This window comes from Mesorhizobium sp. ESP-6-2 (assembly GCF_020164675.1).
Taxonomy (GTDB): domain Bacteria; phylum Pseudomonadota; class Alphaproteobacteria; order Rhizobiales; family Rhizobiaceae; genus Mesorhizobium.
Genome location: NZ_JAIUGT010000003.1, coordinates 491,981 through 510,256, shown reverse-complemented (window position 1 = coordinate 510,256; position 18,276 = coordinate 491,981). Strand labels below are relative to the sequence as shown.

Sequence of the window (18,276 nt, the reverse complement as noted above, 5' to 3'; positions counted from 1 at the left end):
TTGAGCCTCATTGCGTGACAAATTTGGCGTCGGTGTCGGCCAACTGCCGTGCAAGCCGCAGCGCCGCCATCAGGCTGTCGGGCCGGGCGATGCCCTTGCCGGCGATATCGAAGGCGGTGCCGTGGTCGGGCGAGGTGCGGATGAAGGGCAGGCCGAGCGTGACATTGACCGCTTCATCGAAGGCCAGCGCCTTGGCCGGTATCAGCGCCTGGTCGTGATACATGCACAGCGCCACGTCGTAGCCGGCCCGGGCCCGGGCATGGAACAAGGTGTCCGCGGGCAACGGCCCGAACGCGTCGATGCCTTCGGCCCGCAGGATCTCGATCGCCGGTCGGATGATGCGCTGGTCCTCCAAGCCCATGGAGCCATCCTCGCCCGCATGCGGGTTGAGGCCGGCGAGGGCGAGCCGTGGGTTGGCGATGCCAAAGCGGTCCCTGAGGTCGGCGGCGGTGACCCGCGTCGTGGCGAGGATCAGGTCGGTGGTCAGCGCCTTCGGCACTTCGGCCAGCGCGATGTGAATGGTGACGGGAACGGTGCGCAGGTCGGGGCCTGCCAGCATCATCACCGGCATCGCTTCCACGCCGCTATGCCGCGCCGCCAGATACGCCAGATATTCGGTGTGGCCGGGAAAGCGGAAGCCTGCGTCGTAGAGCGGCTTCTTGGCGATAGGGCAGGTGACGACGGCCGCGGCATCGCCGGCGAGGCTAGCGGCCACCGCCCGATCGATCGCTTCGATGATGCCCGCCGCATTGGCCGGGTCCGGCTGGCCGGGGCTGTCGATGAAACGGGCAGCCAGCGTAACGACCGGCAGTGCGCGGCCAAAGACCTCGGTTGCCTGCGCTGGCGTCGTTTCCTCGATGGGCAGCGAAACGCCGAGGCGACGCGCCCGCGAGGCGATCAGCGCGGGATCAGCGAGGAGATAGAAGGGCGGAAGGGCTGCGGCTGTACGCGCCAGAAACGCGGCAATCGCGATTTCCGGTCCGATGCCGGAAGGATCGCCGACGCTCAACGCCAGCGCGCGCATCGCCCTGTCCACCTCAGCGCTTGACAATGCGGGCTTTTGCCTTCAGCTCGTCGACATATTTCTTGCTGAGATCGTCGGCCGCCTTGTCGTTGGAGCCTTCGTTCTGGAACACCATCTGGGCGACCTTGTCGTCGGACACCTCGCGCGACGAACAGATACCGATGAACTCGACACCGCGCTCCGTTTGGCGGGTAGGCGTGGCGCCGCCAACCTTGGTGGCCTTGATCTGCTCGGCCCAGTCCGGCGGCAGTTGCGGCGCCAGCACCCGGCCGAGATCGCGAACGGTGACGTCGATCAGGCCCTTGGCGAACTGCCGCGTCGTGTTGCAGCCGTTGAAGCGGGCACGCATGGCGTCGGCTTCGCGCTTGCGCTTGCCCAGCGTCGCGCTGCGTTCGGCCGCCGGCACGACAAAGATGACCTGCTGGAGCATGTATTCAGTGGCGCTCGGCTTGGAGCCGCCCTTGTCGAGCATGCGCCTGACCGCGTCCTGCTCGGTCACGCTGCCGCCCTCGCCGGAACGGTACCGTGCGCTCAAGGCCTGATTCCAGGCCATCTGGGCGCGGATGAACTCCTTGAAATGGCCCTTGCTGACGCCGGACTTTTCCATGACGCCGTCGAGCTGGCTGAGCTGCATCTTGTTGCTCGAGGCAAAGCGCTGGTACGCGGCCTCGACCTGCGCGTCGCTGATGTGAATCCCAAGCCGTCTGGCTTCGGCCATGCGCAAGGTCTGATCGATCATTTCCTGGCCGGCGTCGCCCTTCTTGCGCTGCAGCTTGAGGAAGGCGGCGCGATGCGCGATGTCGCCGCTGGTGATCGGTATGTCGTTGACGACGTACTTGATCTCGCTGGCGAAAGCCGGCGGCGTGATGATGGTCATCGACACGGATGTCGCCGCCACAAGCAGCGCCAACCCTGCTGAAAAGAGGTATTTCCTCATCGCAAACATCCCAATTCTGTCCCGGTCCCGCCCAACTTCATCCTTCTTCGGGGTTTGTGAAGTCCCTGCCAGCCCTATGCGGCGAAACGATGTCGCGGGCTACTGGGTGGTATCGAAGGCGCTGCTCGACGATCCGAAATCGCCGAGGGTGCGGAACGACAGGTTGAAGCCGACGCTCTGCGTCACCTCCCTGGTGTGCAGGTCGCGCGACTGCGAGTACGTCATCAGGTAGGTGAAGCAGGAATCATTGTACGCGAAACCGACCCCGTCCTTGACCAGCACGCTTTCCTCGAGGTCATAGGTTCCCGTCCCGAACACGCGCCAGTTCTCGGCAAGATGCGTGGACGCGCCGAGCGTGACCTCGTGGCGGTCGGTGGTGAAGCCATAGAGCGGCTGAGCCTGGATGAAGGCGTATTTGGCGCTCAGCGACACCGGCAGGCCGGAATAGGCGGCCTTTACCTCGGCGCGGCGAACCTCGAAGCTCTGCTCGTCGAAACGACCGCTGACCGAGGCGGCGAACCCGTTCGGGCTGCTGACGCCAAACAGGCCGACATAGTCCGACTTGGTGTTTTCGAGGCCCGAATAGGCGCCGACATTGACCAGGTCCGGCGCGTCGAAGGAGTTCTCGCCGCCGATCTGGTAGGACTGGCCGAAGATGGCGTTGGTGCCCCAGCCGTTGATGTAGGAACCGGAATAGCGCAGGCCCACATTGGCGCGCGAGCCGCCTTCGATGCGGTCATAGCCGGAGAACTTGTCGCGCTCGAACAAGGTGCTCGCGTCGAAGACCATGCTCTGGGCATCTTCGTTCGGCACAGCCAGGCCGCCGACATATTGTTCGTTGGGGCGCAGGAACACCTGCGCCATCGGCTCGAACACATGACTGGAGCCGCTGGCCATGGAAAACAGCAGCGGCCAGCTCATCTCGAGTCCGGCGGTTGCCATATAGCGGGCGAAAGACGAGCGCATATCGTCCTGCTCGCCCAAATTCGTCGCCATCTGGTTGACGGCTGCGAGTGAAGCTGATGACGCGTTGACATAGTCGACGTCGCCCTGCAGCGCCAGCAAGGGTGTCAGCACCAACCCGTCATCGGTGACGAATGACCGCTTCCACTCGGCTTGGGCGGTGAGCCGGCCGGATTCGCCCTCGATGCCGCGCACACGTTGGGTGCCTGAAGGGGGGTAGAAGGGGGTGAAATAGGTCTCGTCGAGGTCATCGCGGCGGATGACGCGCGAATTGACGTTGAACGACAACTGGCCGCCTGCGACCGATGTATCCGGAATGTAGGCATAGTCGAGCGAGGGCAGCACCCAGGGCTGCTGGCCGCTTCGCGCAGCGATATTGCTGTCGAGCGTATCTTCCTGCACCTCGAAATGCATTGCGCGCACGTCGAAATAATTGCGGCCGTCGAGGCCGGTCAGGTAAACCGATGACTGGTGGACATATGCGTTGTACTTGTCGATGGCGTAGGTGTTCGAGAAGTTCTTGTCGGTCTGCAGCAGCACGTCCCAGCCGAAATTCCAGCGCGCATTGATGGCGAACTGGCCCTGTGTGCCCATCATGCCGCGGAATTTGTTGGGATCGCCCGCCTCGCCCGAATCGACATTGCGGCCGGCGGCATCGATGAAGGCGTCGGGGTCTCGCTGCTGAATGCCCGCGATCTTCAGGCTGTATTCGCCATTGTTGAAGCGCTGGCGCCACTCGGCCTCACCGAGAAAGCCCTGCTTGGTAAAGCCGGTGCCGGTGACGGTCAGGTCGTAAGTCGGCGAGAGCGCGAAATAATAGGGGACCTTCACCCCCACGCCCAGATCGCTTTTGAAGACGATGCCGGGGATCAGGAAGCCGCTCTTGCGCTTCACCGTCGGGTCGGCGATCTCGAACGCCGGCAGGTAGGCGAGCGGGAAGCCGAAGAATTCGAAATTCGCGTTCTCGAAGCGGACCGTCTTCTTCTCGCCGTTCCAGATGATCTTCCTGGCCTTCACGCGCCAGGTCGGCGCCTTGTCGGGCTTGTCTTCGCACGGTTCGCAGGCAGTGTAGACACCATTGTGGAAGGTGGTCAGCACGCCGCCCATGCGTTCGGCGCTTTCGGCGGCGAAATAGGCCTTGTCGATGGTTTCGACGCGGAGCGCGTTGACGAAACCGTCGGCGAAGTCGTCGGTGATGTCGATATGATCCGAATTGATCTTGGTGCCGTCGCTGTTGATCACCTCGACATTGCCGCTTGCGACCATGCGCTTGGTGTTGCGGTTGTACTCGACCTTCTGCGCGACAAGTCGGTTGCCGCCGTAGTCGATCTGCACGCCGCCGACGGCGGTCACGGTCTGATTGTCGTTGTTATAGACCAGCGTATCGGCCGCCAGCAGCATCTGCGAGCCGGACGGCACCTTGGTCGCCATGTCGCCGACATCCTGCGCGAACGCAGGCAGCGGAACCGCGCATGCAAACAGCCATGCCAAGGCGGTCGCCGCATAAAGGCGCGCCAAACCGGCCTGCCTGTTACTGGGCAAAAAGGCCTCCCTCACTAGCCGTCTTCCTTGTATAGCAGGAAAGTCACCCCGAAGAACATAGCTACCACGACCGGCACCCAGGCAGCTACGACAGTCGGCACGAACCCCGCCACGCCGAATGCCTTCACCAGCACCGAAACGACATAAAGCAGAAACCCGGCAACGACGCCACCCAGAATCATCGTTGCCGATTGCCCCATCCTCGCAAATCGCATTGAAACTGTTGCCGCAATCAGCGTCATGGCGACGAGCAGGAACGGCAACGCCACCAGCGAATCGAACTGCATGGCAAAGGCATTTGCCTTGAGGCCGAAGGAACGGGCAACCTCGATTTTTCCCGGCAGATCGTAGAATGGAATGGTCTCCGGGCGCGCCAGCCGCTCCTGCACGAATTCGGGCTTCAGATTGGTCGGCACGCGATCGTTTGCCGCAGGCTGGATGGTGCCGTTCCTGAAGGTCTTGACGTCCTGCAATTCCCAGTAGCCGTCCCGCAGGTAGGCGCGCGCGGCATCCTTGCGCTCGACGATATCGCCTTGCGGGTCGAGGATGAAAAAGACAGCGTCAGCCATCTCCAGGCCCTGGTTGAGGATGGCGCGCGCTCCGATGATGGTGTCTCCGGAACTGGTTTTCTGCCGGATCCAGGGCGCGGCGTCGGCCGACACCGTATTCGACTTGCCCGAGCGCAACTGGGTTTCGATCTGTTCGGACCAGGAAAAGGCGTGCGCGGCGAGCGGGTTGATGAGACCGACCGACAGGACGCCGAACAACAGCGCTCCGATGCAGCACGGCAGAAGGAACTGCCAGGCCGAAACGCCGGCCGAGCGCGCTATGACCAGTTCATACCTGCGGTTGAGCGAGACCAGCGTCGCCATCGCCGAGAAGAGACCGACAAACGGCACGGTCTGCAACATGATCATCGGCATCCTGAGTCCGGAAATGGCCAGCGCCGTTCCATAGGTGAAGCCGGGCAGGCCGGTCGTGCGGCCGGAAAGCTCGGTGAAATCGATCAGGAACACCAGCGCAAGCAGGCCGATGAAGAACCACACGGTGATCGTGACATAGCGGAAGAAGAAGTAGCGTCCCAGCGTCCAGCCCATTAGCTGACCCCCTGGCCCGAGGCGCTGCGCCGGGACAGGCGCAGCTTGACGGCATTCCAGGCGTCAGCCATGCGGCTGGCGAGATTCGTCAGCCAATCTGCCCAGGCCACCGGCAGTTCCATCGTCCGGTTGGATGCGATGAACCAGATTGCCACCGCCGACGACACGATGGGCACGCCGTAGACCATATACGCATATTGCGGGACCTCGTCGGCCTTGCTGGCGGCGAAGAAGCCCAGCCAGCGCACGAACAGCGATATCGCGATGGCCGTGATCAGCGGATTGACGCGCGCCTCCCGATGCGAGCGTGCATCTCCGGCGACCGCGAGTGCGATCAGGGCGAAAACCATGGAATAGAGCCATTCCGAGAACCGCTGGTCGACCTCCGCCCGGTATTCGTTCGGGCGCTGCTGATAGACCTTGTCGTTGGCACTCGGGTTGAGCAGGTACTGGGTCGTCTGGTCTTTTGGCATCAGCGTCACCTCCGACGCTGCCGCCATGAAGGCCGACATGTCGAAGGCATAGGAGGTGAAGCGGATGACCGAGAGGTCGCCGGTCAGCGTCTTTCGATGGATGACGCCGTCATTCATCATCAGCACCTTTTCGCCGCCGCGTTCGACGATGCTGCCGGTCTTGGCATAATAGACGAGGTTGACCCCTTCCTCACGCGAATCCGCGACGAAGATGCCGCCCAGCCGGTTGTCGGGGAGCCGCTCGCCTATCTGCAGGAACAGCCCGTCATCGATCTTGCGGAATGTGCCCTCCTGGATGATCAGCGACAGAAGATCCGCGCGTGACTCCGCCACCAGCATCCGGTTCTTCTGGCGCGCATAGGGGTCGATGCCATTGTCGACGGCGAAGGAAAAGACGCTGGCTGCGGCCGCGAGAATCATGATCGGCCGCACGATGGTCCAGCGCGAGGCGCCTGCTGCGTTGACGACGGCGAGCTCCGAATCCGAATTCATGACGCTGAGCGTCTGGGCAACCGCCACCACGAGCGCGAAGGGCACCACGATCGGAATGATCGAGGGAAGAATGAGGGCCGCAACCTCGAAGAAGGTCAGCGCCGACTGGCCGCTGTCGGTGACGAGGTCGATCTTGGCCAGCACTTGCGTCGTCCAGACAATGGCCAGCGTCCAGGCCAGCGCTGCAATAAAGACCACGAAAGCGCGGCGCATGATGTAGCGTTCAACGACCTTCATGAAGGCTTTTCTCAATTTTCTCGAACGGCATCATGCCACCAGATAAGGGTAGCCGTCCGGCGACGCCCGCACAACTGGCTGCGTCGGGCTCTGTCAGGCAGACGATCCGGTTCCCGTCCCACATCGCGCGCCACGTTGGGCCGGAGTGTCGGCGGGATTGGATAAAAAAGGGCGAACATCGATGGTTAACAACAGGTTGCGGCCAAAAAGCGGAGCCGTGCCGCGACGAATCGCCATCGATTCATGTGCCATATGGGGAGCCAACTTGGCAAAGTCTTGCCAAATGCCGGAAAACGACCAAATGTCGCGGATCGCTTCCAACCGCTTCGCGCGAGCCGCGCATTCCCCGAAAGCAGGACATGATGAACCAGAGACCCTCGATCGCCTTCGCAAAATTCGCCGCGCCGCAGACCGCCGCGAACAGGAAGGGGACGGTCTTCGTGCTGGCGGCGGATGATGGCGGCCTGAGCGAAACCGCCGCGGCGTATGATCCCGGCAAGACGCTGGAACGGGCCTTCCCGGTGGCCGAATTCACGGCCAAGTTTGCCAGCGTGGTGGAAGTGCTGACGCCGCAGGCAAGCTCGCTCGACAGGCTGGTCGCGATCGGCGCCGGCAAGGTATCGGGGCTCGACGAATACGCCTGGACGAAGCTGGGAGGCACCATCGCAGCGTCGCTGCGCAAGGCGACCGACGTAGCGGTGGTGCTCGACGTGGTCGGCGCCTCGTCAAGCGGTGCGCAGGCGGCCAGCCTTGCCGCCGGGATTCTTCTGCGCAGCTATTCCTTCGACAAGTACAAGACCAGGAAAGACAAGGACGATGGCCAAGGCGACAGGGCCGAGCCGAAAAAGCCGGCCAAGATAACCATCCACACCGCCGATCCGGCGGGTGCGAAGAAGGCTTTCGCCGAGACCGAGGCTGTGATCGACGGCGTGCTTTTGGCGCGTGACCTCGTCAACGAGCCGGCAAACGTCCTGGGACCTGTCGAGTTTGCCGCCCGCGCCAAGGAACTGGAAGCCCTCGGCGTCAAGGTCGAGATCCTGGCCGAGAAGGAGATGAAGAAACTCGGCATGGGGTCGCTGCTCGGCGTCGCGCAAGGCTCGCCGCGCGGCGCCCGCATGGCCGTCATGCAGTGGAGCGGCGGCAAGGCCAAGGACAGCCCGGTCGCCTTCATCGGCAAGGGCGTCACCTTCGACACCGGCGGCAATTCGATGAAACCGGCATCCGGCATGGAGGACATGAAGGGAGACATGGGCGGCGCCGCGGCGGTGACCGGACTGATGCATGCGCTCGCCGCCCGCAAGGCGAAGGCCAATGTCGTCGGCATCATCGGGCTGGTGGAAAACGCCGTCGACGGCCATGCGCAGCGTCCCGGCGACATCGTTACCTCGATGTCGGGCCAGACCATCGAGGTGCTCAACACCGATGCGGAAGGGCGCCTCGTGTTGGCCGACGCGCTCTGGTACTGCAATGACCGTTTCCAGCCGAAGTTCATGGTCAATCTGGCGACGTTGACCGGCGCGATCATGGTCGCGCTCGGCCAGCACTATGCCGGTCTGTTCTCCAACAATGACGAACTGGCGGAACGCCTGGCGACAGCCGGGCAGTCGACGCAGGAGCGGCTGTGGCGCATGCCGCTCGGTCCCGAATACGACAAGCTGATCGATTCCAAGAACGCCGACATGAAGAACATCGGCGGCCGCTATGGCGGCGCCATCATCGCCGCGCAGTTCTTGCAGCGCTTCGTCAAGGACACGCCCTGGGCACATCTCGATATCGCAGGCACCGCCATGGGAGCGCTGTCGAACGAAATCAATCAGTCCTGGGGCTCCGGCTTTGGCGTGCGGCTGCTCGACCGGCTCGTGCGCGACCACTACGAGAACTGATCGGACCCATGGCCGACGTGCTGTTTTATCACCTGACCGAATCGACGCTGGAGGATGCGCTGCCAGGCCTTCTTGAGCGCAGCGTCGATCGCGGCTGGCGCGCCGTGGTGCAGACCGGCACCGAGGAGCGGCGCGACGCGCTCGACCAGCATCTGTGGACGTTCCGTGACGATTCCTTCCTCGCGCACGCCACTGATCGCGAAGCCCATCCCGCCGAGCAGCCGATCCTTTTGACCACCGCCGAAGGCAACCCGAACGCGGCGCAGATACGTTTCCTGGTGGACGGAGCGGCACCCCCTGACCTTGGCGGCTACGAGCGCGCCGTGTTCCTGTTCGACGGTCACGATGCCGCCCAGGTCGAGGCCGCCCGCGGGCACTGGAAGACGATGAAAGACGCCGGCCATGCGGTGACCTACTGGCAGCAGACGCCCGACCGCCGCTGGGAGCGCAAAGCCTAAGGGACGTCAGCGGCGGCTGATCGCTGCCTTGTTGATAATGTGGATCGCGATCATCGAGCCGGAAGAAACCTGTCGCTCGTCACATGAGCAGCCTTACTTCTTCACTTGCGGATGGATCGTCTCGCCGCACTTGAGCATCTCGACAAAAGTCTCGATCTTCTTCCTGCGGCCGGCTTCGGTCTTCATGTTGTGGATACGGAAGGCGAGCGCGAAGCGGTTCTGCGCGCTGAGTTTTTCGAGCATTTGCCGAGCCTCTGGCTCGGCATCGATCGCGGCCTGCAGGTCATCGGGAATTTTCATGTCCTTGCCGCCGGCATAGGCACGCGCCCAGCGGCCATCGGCCTTGGCGGCTTCGACCTCGGCCAGCCCATGCCGCGTCATCCGGCCGTCGTCGATCAGCCGGGCGACATTGTCGATGTTGATCTGGCTCCAGATGCTTTTCTTCGTCCTCGGCGTGTAGCGCTGCAGGAAGCTCTTGTCGTCGAGCCCCTTGCGCACCGCGTCGATCCAGCCCCAGCACAGCACGACGTCGATCGCTTCCTTCGGTGAGATCGACCTCAGTCCCGAGCCGGTCTTGTGGATTTTGATCCAGACCTCGGTTTCCCTGTCATGATGCTCGCCGAGCCAGGTATAAAAGCTCTCGGCGTCCTCGAATTCATGCACCTTGTCGGGGTCGACCTTGACCGGCGCCATCAGCGGCCCTCGTCCATGCTTTGCGGTTGCACTTTCAATGCGGCATTTCCCGCTGGATGACAATCGAAGGCGAAGATCATGGCGCTGCCCGATGACGGCGGTTCTGCGATGGCCCGCAGGCGCGGACCACCGCAGGTGGTTTCACTGCCCGCCCATTTCCTTCTTGAACGTGTCGAAATCGACCTGCATGCCATTGAAGATGGTGCTCCAATGGCGGGTCAGCGCCGCCATCGCCACCGCCTCCTGGATTTCCTCATCGGTAGCGCCGGCGCGCTTGGCGTCTCGCGTGTCCGACCAGATGCAGTAGTTGCACGGGATCTGCGCCGCCACCGCAAGCGAGATCAGCGATTTGACCTTTGGCGGCAGCGCCGTCTTGTCGCTGAGTTCGATGGCCTTGACCTCGGCCCAGGCGCCGGGCAGACCGGCTTTGGGAAGTTGCTTCACAAAGCTCGGCACGCCGCCCATGGTCGACTGGATGTCCTTTATGGTTGCATCGTAGTCATCGGCATAGGCAGGGGCCGCGGCGAGGACGCAGGCCACGGCGGTTAGTGCCAACGCACGATGGAGGGAAGAATGCATGGATTTGGCAATGCGATGGTGTGACATGTGTTCCTCCTCTGGTCTTTGTTAGCCTTACTGTGTAAGGTAAAGTGAAAAATGAACCTTACGCTGTAAGTTGTCAAGCGCGGCCATGGACTCATCGATCAAAAAAAAGCGAGCACGCGGACGGCTGTCCCGCGAGATGATCGAGGATGCCGCTTTCGAGGTGATCGAGAAGGAGGGCCTTTCCGGGTTTTCGATGCGCAAGCTCGCCGCCGTGCTCGGCTGCGAGGCGATGAGCATTTATCATCACTTCCCCTCGCAAGCGCACCTCTATGAGGCGTTGGTCGATCGCCAGGTCAGCGGGATGGTTATCCCCGACGACAGCATGCCATGGCGCGACAGGATTCGGATGGTCATGCATGAGTTTCGCCGTGTTGCGAGTGAGCACCCGGCCTTCGCACCATTCCTTGTCGTCTACCGGATGAATTCGCCGCCTTGCCTGGCCATGCTGAACGGTGTCATCGGCCTGTTCGAGGCTGGCGGTTTCGGCCCGGAACTCAGCGCCAGGCTATTTCGCACCGCCAGCTATTACCTCATGGGCGCGATCCTCGACGAGACCGCGGGCTACGCCAAGGGCCCGTCGGCGGTGACCACCGTCGACGACGAGCAACTGGCGAAGGATTTCCCCAGTGTCATGGCGGCCGGGACCTATTTCGGCACCGGCGGTTTCGACAAGACGTTCGAACTCGGCCTCGACATGCTATTGGACGAAATGGAGCGCCTGCGCGACAGCGCCAATGCAGGCTAATTGTCCGGCAACGCCCGATTACAAGGTGATTCCCTGAATGCGCTTTCTGTTCCTGTTGATCCTGCTCGCCGGCATCGGCGTCGGCGCCATCTATCCATGGGCGATGACCAATTTCTCCGGTCACCAGATCGGCAGCTGGCGGGTCTATGAGGGCGGCCGCTTCAAGCAAGTCACCGTGCCGCTTGCCGCGCGCGACGCGCCGGTGAGAGTGCTGGTCGACTTGACCGCGAGGGCCGAGCGCATCGTTTCGCAGCAGCGCACGGTGCTGACGCTGACAGCCGCCACCGGCGGTCGCACGGCGCTTGCCTCGACGCTTCAGTTCAATCATTCCGACAATCCGCGTCAGGCGAGCCCGCAACTGCCCGACAAGATCTTCCGCGACGAGGCTGGCGTGATCCGGACCGTCGGCCCCGGCCCCTACGTCTTCACCGTCGGTCCCGGCGACGCCGAGGACATTCCGATACGCGCGGTCGATCTTGTCTTGCGCTCCGGTGTCGGCGAGACCGACAGCCGTGCGCGACCGGTTGGCTTCGCGCTGATGGCGATCGGCCTGATCGGCTTCCTGCTGTCCTTGCGTTCTGCCGGCGGCCGGCCGCAAAATCCGAATTCACAGCCACCGCCGCCACGCTGGGGCAGGGGCACCACATGAACTATCGCCACGCCTATCACGCCGGAAATTTTGCCGACGTCGTCAAGCACGTCGTGCTGACGCGGCTGCTCGAATATCTGAAGCGGAAGGACAAGGCCTTTCGCATCATCGACACCCATGCCGGCACCGGCCGCTACGATCTGTCCTCGCTCGAGGCGCAGAAGACCGGCGAATGGCAAGGCGGCATCGGCCGGCTGGTCAATGCTGCGCCCGAAGCCCAGGCCGCAATGCTGCTCGCGCCCTATCTCGACGCGGTGCGTGCGTGCAACGCAGACGGTCAATTGAAAAAATACCCGGGCTCGCCGTTGGTCGCGCGGCACCTTCTGCGCAAGCAGGACCGGCTGTCGGCGATCGAGCTGCACCCGAAGGATGTCGCGAAGCTGAAGACGGAATTCGCCGGCGATTTCCAGACAAGGGTGATCGAGCTCGACGGCTGGCTGGCGCTCGGCGCGCACCTGCCGCCGAAGGAAAAGCGCGGGCTGGTGCTGATCGATCCGCCATTCGAGGAAGAGGGCGAGTTCGGCCGCCTCGTCGACGGGCTGGCGAGGGCGTACAAGCGCTGGCCGGGCGGCATCTATGCGCTGTGGTATCCGATCAAGGACCGCAAGGCGGTGATTGGCTTCCGCAAGGCGCTGAAGGAAACCGGCGTTCCGAAATTGCTCGACATCGAATTCGAAATCCGGCCCGCATCGCAAGAGCCCAGCCTCGACGGCAGCGGCCTGGTCGTGGCCAACCCGCCCTTCACGCTGGAAGGTGAATTGCGCATTCTCCTGCCGGCCCTGCACAAATTGCTGGTCTTGGAAAAGCCGGCGCACTGGACGCTGAACTGGCTGGCAGGGGAGTAGCAGCGGCGGCGGAATGCCGAGTGCAGGCCGCGTTCTCATAATGGACTGGATTAAACAGTCAAAGCGGTTCTTCAGCCGACCCGGCTCCGCTCCGATTCCGCGATATGCCGTGCGCCAATGCCGAGGGCGTTATGCCCGACAGCCGCCGGCTTTCGCGGATGAGATGGGCTTGGTCCGAATAGCCGGCTTCGGCCGCCAGCACCGCGGTCGAGGCATCGCCGGACACCCGTTGCAGGCGACGGAAGCGATGGAAGCGCAGGATGCGGTCGAGCGTCTTCGGCCCGTAGCCGAAACTCTCTTCGAAGCGGCGGCGCAAGGTCCTCTCGCTCAGGTGCAGCGCGCGAAGCAGAAAGGGCACCAGAGGCGCGCCGGCCGGCAGGCCGCGGTTAATGGCGTCATAAGCATGATGCATGACCGGATCGAGGACCTCATGCCCGTCGCCGGATTGGCCGACGGCGTTCTCCAGGGATTTCACCAGGGCAGCGAGATCGGGATTTGCACGGACACGGCCCGCGAGCTGGCGTGCCCTGGCACCCCATAACTCATTCAGGTCGAGCCGCTGTCCAACGATCTCGCTCGCCGGCATGCCCAGCCAGGCCGCAGCGGCACCTGGTCGGAAGCGGAAGCCGATGACCAGGGCGCCGGAGGGCAGCGCCTCGACCTGCGGCTCCTTGTCCGGCCCGGCGATGCGGAACCGGCCGTCGATCCATTGCAGGTCGATCGTCGTATCCGGCGTGATGATGACGGGTGGTGCGTCCTTTTCCTGCATGGAGTGGACCCACACCGAAGCGAACGCGCCGCCCAGCCGCGGATGTGCGGGGCGTTCACGGAAAGAGCCGGTGGTCTGCGCCAGTACCGCTTCCATTCATCCGCTCTCGCCAGTTTTCCCGGCCTGCGCGCCGGCATTTTGGCCGAAATCTTCAATTCGCGGCGCCTCCGCCATGGCAAATCAAACGCAGCCTGTCGGCGATGGTTGCGCGGACCAGTCATACCCGCTCCCCGCCCGGCGGCGAAACAACGCTGATCCTTGAAAGGAGAATGGACATGAAAGCCCGAATAAGTGTCATCACGCTTGGCGTTGACAATCTGGAAGCATCGCTCGAATTCTATCGCACCGGGCTGGGGCTTCCGAGCGAAGGCATCATCGGCCGCGAATTCGAGCACGGCGCCGTCGCCTTCTTCACCCTGCACGGCGGATTGAAGTTCGCCATCTTCGAGCGCAGCAGCATCGCACATGATGCAGGCATCGCCCATGATGCGGACATCGGCCAGAGTGGCCGCAGCCCGACCGAGCTCACCCTCGGCCATAATGTGGCCAGCGAGGCTGAGGTCGATGCGGTGATGGCTGAGGCGGTCAAGGCCGGCGCGCACCTGGTCAAGCCGGCCCAGAAGACTTTCTGGGGCGGTTATGCCGGTTACTTCCAGGATCCCGACGACCATCTCTGGGAGGTCGTCTACAATCCTGCCTTCGTTCCCGAAGACTGAGGCGGGCGGAGCCTGGCCATGGTCACCGATATTGCATCTGCGTTCGGTCTGCTGCTGATCGGCGGCGTTTTCCTTTGGGCCGGGGTCGAGCATTTCGTCAGGTTCAGGACCATCAGCGAGGATCTGGTGGCGCGGCGGTTTCCGGCTCCGGCCTTCCTGCTCGCCGCAGGCTCGGTGCTGGAGGTGGTGGCTGGCTTCTGTCTCGCCGCCGGCATCGCGGTGCCCTACGCCGCCGGCGCGCTGATCCTGTTCACGGTGGCGGCGAACCTGCTCGTCCTGCCTTTCTGGCGCCATCACGGGCCGGAAAGGCAGGTGCTGAGGTCCGCCTTCCTGGTCAACATCGCCGTTATCGGCGGGCTGCTGCTGGCGGCGCGCCTCGGCTGATGACCGGTGGCCAACGCCGGCGGCCACACCCTGGAAACCATTGTCAATGCAATCGCTTGACCGCCGCCCGGCGAATCCCGCACAGTGCGCGCAATCGACCTTGAGAGGCTGCCATGACTCGCTTCGCCCGCTCCGCCCTTGCCGCCCTGATCTCGCTCTGCACGCCGTTTGGCACATCGCTTGGCTTCACCCAGGCGGCGCAAGCCGCCGATCTTGCCGTCTATTCTGACGAGGACAGCGGCATTTGCGGCGAAGCCTGGGTGCTGAACAAGATCACCAGCCGCTTCTCCTACCAGGTGCGGCACGTGCCGCACCTGCCGGATGTCGCGATCACCGATTTCCACCGCATCCACCAGCATCGCTACTTGCCGGCCAGCGAGGAATGGCCGATCGGCCGTCGCTATTGCGGCGCTACGGTCGCCCTCTCGGATGGCCGCGACCGCGCCATCTGGTATCTGATCGAGGAAGGCCAGGGCTTTGCCTCGATCGGCGACAATGTCGAATTCTGCGTCTCGGGCTTTGACCGCTGGATGGTCTACAACGGCCGCTGCCGCATCCTGCGCTAGCGGGCGGTTTCCAGTTTCGATTTCGTTAGCGCCTGCGGCTCAAGCCGCGGGCCTTTTCTGCGACCCGGGGTATCGGCCCTGACGAAAATATGTGCCGCGCGCCACGCGCCGACAATTTCTCCCCGATCGCAGTGCTATTTCCTGCCCCGTTTTGCTTCGGCTTCACCGATGATCTTTCGAAGAAAGGCAATGTGACCGCGAAAAGCGCGGCGCCCGATCGTCGTTGCTCTGATCCGTGTCCGCGGCCGTCGCCCGATGAAAAGCTTTTCAACATCGACGTAGCCCGCTTTGGCCAGCGTATCGAGATGCGCGCCGAGATTTCCGTCGGTGGTTTCGATCATGGCTTTCAGCTGCGTGAACTCCAGCGCCTCGCGTCTTTCCAGCGTGTTCAGGGCGGCCATGATCCTGAGCCGTGTACTCTGATGGACGATGTCGTCGGCACTCATCAATCGGCTCCAATGCTGCGTACTTTGAGCTGTCACCCTATGGCTCTGCAGCCTCGGGCAGTACTAACCATTCGCCCTTGTGAACGACATCGAACGCATTTGACAGAATACTCTGGCATGCAGAGTAATCTGTCAATTCAGTGATGAAACCAGGCTTGACAAGGTGATCTCCAGATCGGCGCATCGCATTGCACTTGTAATCCGAAGGGACCGGTCGCCTGCAAAAGATGATCATTCTCTATAAGCCGCAGCTCATGATATTCGCGCGCGAAGATCAATGCGCGAAGCTGCTTCCTGACCTTTGCAGTCTCATGGCAGGCGCGCCCTCGCAGCGTATCGAGAATGTCGGTGCCAAATTTCTGGCGATATCGGAAGATCACGCCATATTTTTGCGATGATGAGTGCGATCATGCGTCGATCGCAACGAAAATTTAAGCTGAGAAAATCATATCATTGCTTCGCTGGCTAGCGAGGCGCGAGTCAGATAAGCATGACACGCCGGGCCATTAACGGTCGTCGGCATAACGCAAGGGGCATCGCATGGCTAAGCAGTCATCAAAAGCGCCGGCATCCAAGGCACCGGCAAAGAAAGCACCTGTAAAAGCGGCAGCGGCGAAAGCCGCGACCGCAGTCAAGAAAGCAGCACCCGCTGCCAAGCCGAAGGCGGCAGCGCCCAAGGCGAAGGCGGCACCGGCCAAGAAGCCGGCAGCCAAGGCCGCCGCGAAACCGGCGGCGAAGAAGGCAGCGCCCGCCAAGGCCAGCGCCGCATCCGCGAAGAAGGCTGCACCGGCCAAGAAGGCCGCTCCGGCAAAGAAAGCCGCTCCGGCAAGGAAGCCCGCTGCCAAGGCCGCAGCCAAGCCCGCTGCGAAGAAGGCATCTCCGGCCAAGGCTCCGGCCAAGGCCGCCGCGGCGAAGTCTTCGGCACCGGTGAAGAAGGCGGCACCCGCCGCCAAGAAAGCAGCGCCGGCGAAGACCGCGAAGAAGTAGTCACGTTTCTTCGCGCCGGGGACCGTGTCGGCAGAAATGAGGGCAGGTGCCGTTGAGGCCCTCGCCCTCTGCTCTGGCATTGGGGCGCAACGAGAGGGGCGGACGCCAGATATCTTTCGCAACTCCCAGGACTTCGCCGCAGGGCGAAGTCCGGTGGGCTTTTGTTGTGCGCTATCGTGCGGCGGCGGAACGATCGTTGGTTTGTCCGGCCTGTCGGAGTGTTGCCGTCGTCACATGTGGCGCATCCAGATAAAGGCGTACAAGAGACCAAGGCATGCAGGAGTGGTCGCCGGTTGCTGGCGGCTGGTTTTTCCGCTTCTGGCTGTTGCGCGGGGAAGGGCGCCCGGTCAACAGTGACGGCCTGCCAACGGGAACCCGATCATGCCGAAACTGCTTTACGCCTCCACGTCCCCCTACAGTTCCAAGGTACGAATGGCGGCCCTTTATGCCGGCATCGCCGTCGACCTGGCGCCTGTCAAAACCGAAGACAAGCCGGCCGAACTGATCGGCGCCAATCCGCTGGGCAAGATCCCTGTGCTGGTGCTCGACGACGGCCGCTCGATCCACGACAGCCGAGCCATCACCCAGCAGCTCAACCGGATGTCGAAGAGCGCGTTGTTTCCGCGCAATCCCGACAAGCGGCTGGAAGCGGAAGTGCTGGAAGCGTTGGCGGACGGCATCTGCGACTGTGCGCTGTCGATGGTCTATGAGCGCCGCACGCGGCCCGAGGAGATGGTCTACCAGCCCTGGCTCGACCGCCAATGGGCGAAGATCACCGCCGCGCTCGATCTGCTCAATGCCAATCCGCCGAAACTGCCGAAGAAGATCACCGCCGGCCAGATGGCGCTGCGCGCCTGCCTCGGGTACCTGGCGCTGCGTTTCGCCGGGAAATGGGAAAAAGGCCGCAACCGGCTGGTCCGCTGGGCCGCGCGCTTCGATGAGAAATTCCCGGACCTGAAACCCTGCGTTCCCGCGTGAGCGGCAGACAATAAAAAAGCCGGGCGCGAGGCCCGGCTTCTTCGTGTCGTGGCTTGAACGACTTAGAACTTCATACCGACGCCGAAGGTGACGCGGTTGTCGGTGGCCTTGACCTTGCCGATGCCATCGAAGTCCTTGCTGCCGAAGTCGGTGTAGCGGTATTCGACGCGGCCGAACACATTGTCGGTCAGCTTGATGTCGGTACCAAGACCGGCGGTCCAGCCGATCATGGTGGCGCGATCGCTGGCGCCGAGGACGCTGTCCTCCACCTTCAGGCTCCTGCCGGCGAGACCACCGGTGCCGTAGAGCAGGATTTCCGGGGTCACAGCGTAGCCGAGACGGGCACGAAGCGAACCTTCGAAGCCGGCCTTGGAGTCGATGCCATTATCGTCGCCCTTAACGCCGTTGTAGCCGAGTTCGGCTTCACCGCCGTAGACGAAGTTCTCCTGCTGCCACTGATAGCCGCCGAAGACGCTGCCGATGAAACCGTTGGTATCGGTGTCAACGTCGAAATCCTTTTCCTTGGTACGGCCACTGAAGCCATAGCCAAGATTAATACCGGCATAGGGGCCGGCCCAGGACGCGACGGGCAGTTCGGCGACCGGGGCAGGTGCCGGCGGCTCTTCCTGGACCACATCGGCGGCATAGGCAGTTCCACCGAGGGCGAAGAGCCCGAGCGCTACGGCCAGCGGCCGTGCGAATTTGAGATTGGCTTGCATTGTTGTTACTCCTTAAGCCACAGGACACAGGCTTGTTCTTACGATCGCCCATCAACCCGTCCGGGGG

21 protein-coding genes are annotated in these 18,276 nt (G+C 63.0%); 10 read left to right on the top strand and 11 right to left on the bottom strand.

From position 1 onward, the window contains the following. Positions 1-7: 7 nt before the first annotated feature. The 6 genes from pdxA to LB532_RS12035 form a co-directional block, all read right to left on the bottom strand. A complete protein-coding gene (gene pdxA, locus LB532_RS12060; protein WP_181169227.1) occupies positions 8-1,024 on the bottom strand; it encodes a 4-hydroxythreonine-4-phosphate dehydrogenase PdxA in 1,017 nt (338 codons plus the stop codon). Between the two features lie 13 nt (positions 1,025-1,037). Continuing rightward, complete coding sequence (locus LB532_RS12055) at positions 1,038-1,970, bottom strand: SurA N-terminal domain-containing protein (RefSeq protein ID WP_181169228.1); 933 nt, start codon at positions 1,968-1,970, stop codon at positions 1,038-1,040. A gap of 90 nt (positions 1,971-2,060) precedes the next feature. Beyond that, positions 2,061-4,481, bottom strand: coding sequence for an LPS-assembly protein LptD (locus LB532_RS12050; protein WP_181169229.1), 2,421 nt, complete (start codon positions 4,479-4,481; stop codon positions 2,061-2,063). Beyond that, the gene (lptG, locus tag LB532_RS12045; protein ID WP_140494432.1) at positions 4,481-5,563 is read right to left on the bottom strand and encodes an LPS export ABC transporter permease LptG; all 1,083 of its coding nucleotides are present in this window, start codon (positions 5,561-5,563) and stop codon (positions 4,481-4,483) included. Before lptG ends, LB532_RS12050 begins: the two co-directional genes overlap by 1 nt. Beyond that, entirely contained in the window at positions 5,563-6,765 is a 1,203-nt protein-coding gene (gene lptF, locus LB532_RS12040; protein WP_140494430.1) for an LPS export ABC transporter permease LptF, read from the bottom strand. Before lptF ends, lptG begins: the two co-directional genes overlap by 1 nt. A gap of 93 nt (positions 6,766-6,858) precedes the next feature. After that, on the bottom strand, positions 6,859-7,086 hold the full coding sequence (locus LB532_RS12035) for a hypothetical protein (RefSeq protein ID WP_140637610.1): 228 nt from the start codon (positions 7,084-7,086) through the stop codon (positions 6,859-6,861). A gap of 41 nt (positions 7,087-7,127) precedes the next feature. Here LB532_RS12035 and LB532_RS12030 point away from each other — a divergent pair, with 41 nt between their 5' ends. Continuing rightward, a complete protein-coding gene (locus LB532_RS12030) occupies positions 7,128-8,648 on the top strand; it encodes a leucyl aminopeptidase (protein ID WP_140638282.1) in 1,521 nt (506 codons plus the stop codon). A gap of 8 nt (positions 8,649-8,656) precedes the next feature. Next, a complete protein-coding gene (locus LB532_RS12025) occupies positions 8,657-9,106 on the top strand; it encodes a DNA polymerase III subunit chi (protein ID WP_140637612.1) in 450 nt (149 codons plus the stop codon). 93 nt (positions 9,107-9,199) lie between these two features. Here LB532_RS12025 and LB532_RS12020 read toward each other — a convergent pair whose 3' ends face one another. Together LB532_RS12020 and LB532_RS12015 are read right to left on the bottom strand one after the other, a co-directional pair. Further along, complete coding sequence (locus tag LB532_RS12020) at positions 9,200-9,799, bottom strand: YdeI/OmpD-associated family protein (RefSeq protein WP_140637613.1); 600 nt, start codon at positions 9,797-9,799, stop codon at positions 9,200-9,202. 141 nt (positions 9,800-9,940) lie between these two features. Continuing rightward, the gene (locus LB532_RS12015) at positions 9,941-10,405 is read right to left on the bottom strand and encodes a carboxymuconolactone decarboxylase family protein (protein ID WP_140637615.1); all 465 of its coding nucleotides are present in this window, start codon (positions 10,403-10,405) and stop codon (positions 9,941-9,943) included. An 85-nt stretch (positions 10,406-10,490) separates the two neighbouring features. Between LB532_RS12015 and LB532_RS12010 the strand changes: the two genes are divergently transcribed. Genes LB532_RS12010 through LB532_RS12000 form a run of 3 tightly spaced genes read left to right on the top strand, consistent with a single transcriptional unit; the run spans position 10,491 to position 12,644 of the window. Continuing rightward, positions 10,491-11,150 carry a TetR/AcrR family transcriptional regulator gene (locus LB532_RS12010; RefSeq protein WP_140624563.1) on the top strand — a complete coding sequence of 220 codons (660 nt, stop codon included), beginning with the start codon at positions 10,491-10,493 and terminating at the stop codon, positions 11,148-11,150. A 37-nt stretch (positions 11,151-11,187) separates the two neighbouring features. After that, the gene (locus tag LB532_RS12005; protein ID WP_140637617.1) at positions 11,188-11,799 is read left to right on the top strand and encodes a hypothetical protein; all 612 of its coding nucleotides are present in this window, start codon (positions 11,188-11,190) and stop codon (positions 11,797-11,799) included. Then, a complete protein-coding gene (locus LB532_RS12000; RefSeq protein WP_140637619.1) occupies positions 11,796-12,644 on the top strand; it encodes a 23S rRNA (adenine(2030)-N(6))-methyltransferase RlmJ in 849 nt (282 codons plus the stop codon). The genes LB532_RS12005 and LB532_RS12000 overlap by 4 nt, the downstream gene beginning before the upstream one ends. Positions 12,645-12,702: 58 nt before the next feature. Here the strand turns inward: LB532_RS12000 and LB532_RS11995 are convergent, their stop codons facing one another. After that, positions 12,703-13,509, bottom strand: coding sequence for an AraC family transcriptional regulator (locus tag LB532_RS11995; protein ID WP_140637621.1), 807 nt, complete (start codon positions 13,507-13,509; stop codon positions 12,703-12,705). Positions 13,510-13,688: 179 nt separating this feature from the next. Between LB532_RS11995 and LB532_RS11990 the strand changes: the two genes are divergently transcribed. From LB532_RS11990 to LB532_RS11980, 3 genes are all read left to right on the top strand, one after another. Then, entirely contained in the window at positions 13,689-14,129 is a 441-nt protein-coding gene (locus LB532_RS11990; RefSeq protein WP_140637623.1) for a VOC family protein, read from the top strand. Positions 14,130-14,147: 18 nt separating this feature from the next. Continuing rightward, positions 14,148-14,513 carry a DoxX family protein gene (locus LB532_RS11985; RefSeq protein ID WP_140637624.1) on the top strand — a complete coding sequence of 122 codons (366 nt, stop codon included), beginning with the start codon at positions 14,148-14,150 and terminating at the stop codon, positions 14,511-14,513. Between the two features lie 113 nt (positions 14,514-14,626). Continuing rightward, positions 14,627-15,079 (top strand): hypothetical protein, encoded by a 453-nt coding sequence (locus LB532_RS11980; protein WP_140494414.1) that lies wholly within the window; start codon positions 14,627-14,629, stop codon positions 15,077-15,079. A gap of 134 nt (positions 15,080-15,213) precedes the next feature. Here LB532_RS11980 and LB532_RS11975 read toward each other — a convergent pair whose 3' ends face one another. Next, the gene (locus LB532_RS11975; protein ID WP_140637626.1) at positions 15,214-15,525 is read right to left on the bottom strand and encodes a transcriptional regulator; all 312 of its coding nucleotides are present in this window, start codon (positions 15,523-15,525) and stop codon (positions 15,214-15,216) included. Between the two features lie 540 nt (positions 15,526-16,065). Here LB532_RS11975 and LB532_RS11970 point away from each other — a divergent pair. Together LB532_RS11970 and LB532_RS11965 are read left to right on the top strand one after the other, a co-directional pair. Then, a complete protein-coding gene (locus tag LB532_RS11970) occupies positions 16,066-16,512 on the top strand; it encodes a histone (protein ID WP_140637628.1) in 447 nt (148 codons plus the stop codon). Positions 16,513-16,893: 381 nt separating this feature from the next. Next, entirely contained in the window at positions 16,894-17,490 is a 597-nt protein-coding gene (locus LB532_RS11965) for a glutathione S-transferase family protein (RefSeq protein WP_140494408.1), read from the top strand. Positions 17,491-17,552: 62 nt separating this feature from the next. Here the strand turns inward: LB532_RS11965 and LB532_RS11960 are convergent, their stop codons facing one another. Continuing rightward, on the bottom strand, positions 17,553-18,209 hold the full coding sequence (locus LB532_RS11960; protein ID WP_140637630.1) for an outer membrane protein: 657 nt from the start codon (positions 18,207-18,209) through the stop codon (positions 17,553-17,555). Positions 18,210-18,276: the final 67 nt, after the last annotated feature.

What these genes read in the sequence shown, in the direction of transcription:
- pdxA (WP_181169227.1), bottom strand. Translation starts at nt 1,024, where the DNA reads ATGCGCGCGCTGGCGTTGAGCGTCGGCGATCCTTCCGGCATCGGACCG.
- LB532_RS12055 (WP_181169228.1), bottom strand. Translation starts at nt 1,970, where the DNA reads ATGTTTGCGATGAGGAAATACCTCTTTTCAGCAGGGTTGGCGCTGCTT.
- lptG (WP_140494432.1), bottom strand. Translation starts at nt 5,563, where the DNA reads ATGGGCTGGACGCTGGGACGCTACTTCTTCTTCCGCTATGTCACGATC.
- lptF (WP_140494430.1), bottom strand. Translation starts at nt 6,765, where the DNA reads ATGAAGGTCGTTGAACGCTACATCATGCGCCGCGCTTTCGTGGTCTTT.
- LB532_RS12030 (WP_140638282.1), top strand. Translation starts at nt 7,128, where the DNA reads ATGAACCAGAGACCCTCGATCGCCTTCGCAAAATTCGCCGCGCCGCAG.
- LB532_RS12025 (WP_140637612.1), top strand. Translation starts at nt 8,657, where the DNA reads ATGGCCGACGTGCTGTTTTATCACCTGACCGAATCGACGCTGGAGGAT.
- LB532_RS12020 (WP_140637613.1), bottom strand. Translation starts at nt 9,799, where the DNA reads ATGGCGCCGGTCAAGGTCGACCCCGACAAGGTGCATGAATTCGAGGAC.
- LB532_RS12015 (WP_140637615.1), bottom strand. Translation starts at nt 10,405, where the DNA reads ATGTCACACCATCGCATTGCCAAATCCATGCATTCTTCCCTCCATCGT.
- LB532_RS12010 (WP_140624563.1), top strand. Translation starts at nt 10,491, where the DNA reads ATGGACTCATCGATCAAAAAAAAGCGAGCACGCGGACGGCTGTCCCGC.
- LB532_RS12005 (WP_140637617.1), top strand. Translation starts at nt 11,188, where the DNA reads ATGCGCTTTCTGTTCCTGTTGATCCTGCTCGCCGGCATCGGCGTCGGC.
- LB532_RS12000 (WP_140637619.1), top strand. Translation starts at nt 11,796, where the DNA reads ATGAACTATCGCCACGCCTATCACGCCGGAAATTTTGCCGACGTCGTC.
- LB532_RS11995 (WP_140637621.1), bottom strand. Translation starts at nt 13,509, where the DNA reads ATGGAAGCGGTACTGGCGCAGACCACCGGCTCTTTCCGTGAACGCCCC.
- LB532_RS11990 (WP_140637623.1), top strand. Translation starts at nt 13,689, where the DNA reads ATGAAAGCCCGAATAAGTGTCATCACGCTTGGCGTTGACAATCTGGAA.
- LB532_RS11985 (WP_140637624.1), top strand. Translation starts at nt 14,148, where the DNA reads ATGGTCACCGATATTGCATCTGCGTTCGGTCTGCTGCTGATCGGCGGC.
- LB532_RS11980 (WP_140494414.1), top strand. Translation starts at nt 14,627, where the DNA reads ATGACTCGCTTCGCCCGCTCCGCCCTTGCCGCCCTGATCTCGCTCTGC.
- LB532_RS11975 (WP_140637626.1), bottom strand. Translation starts at nt 15,525, where the DNA reads ATGAGTGCCGACGACATCGTCCATCAGAGTACACGGCTCAGGATCATG.
- LB532_RS11970 (WP_140637628.1), top strand. Translation starts at nt 16,066, where the DNA reads ATGGCTAAGCAGTCATCAAAAGCGCCGGCATCCAAGGCACCGGCAAAG.
- LB532_RS11965 (WP_140494408.1), top strand. Translation starts at nt 16,894, where the DNA reads ATGCCGAAACTGCTTTACGCCTCCACGTCCCCCTACAGTTCCAAGGTA.
- LB532_RS11960 (WP_140637630.1), bottom strand. Translation starts at nt 18,209, where the DNA reads ATGCAAGCCAATCTCAAATTCGCACGGCCGCTGGCCGTAGCGCTCGGG.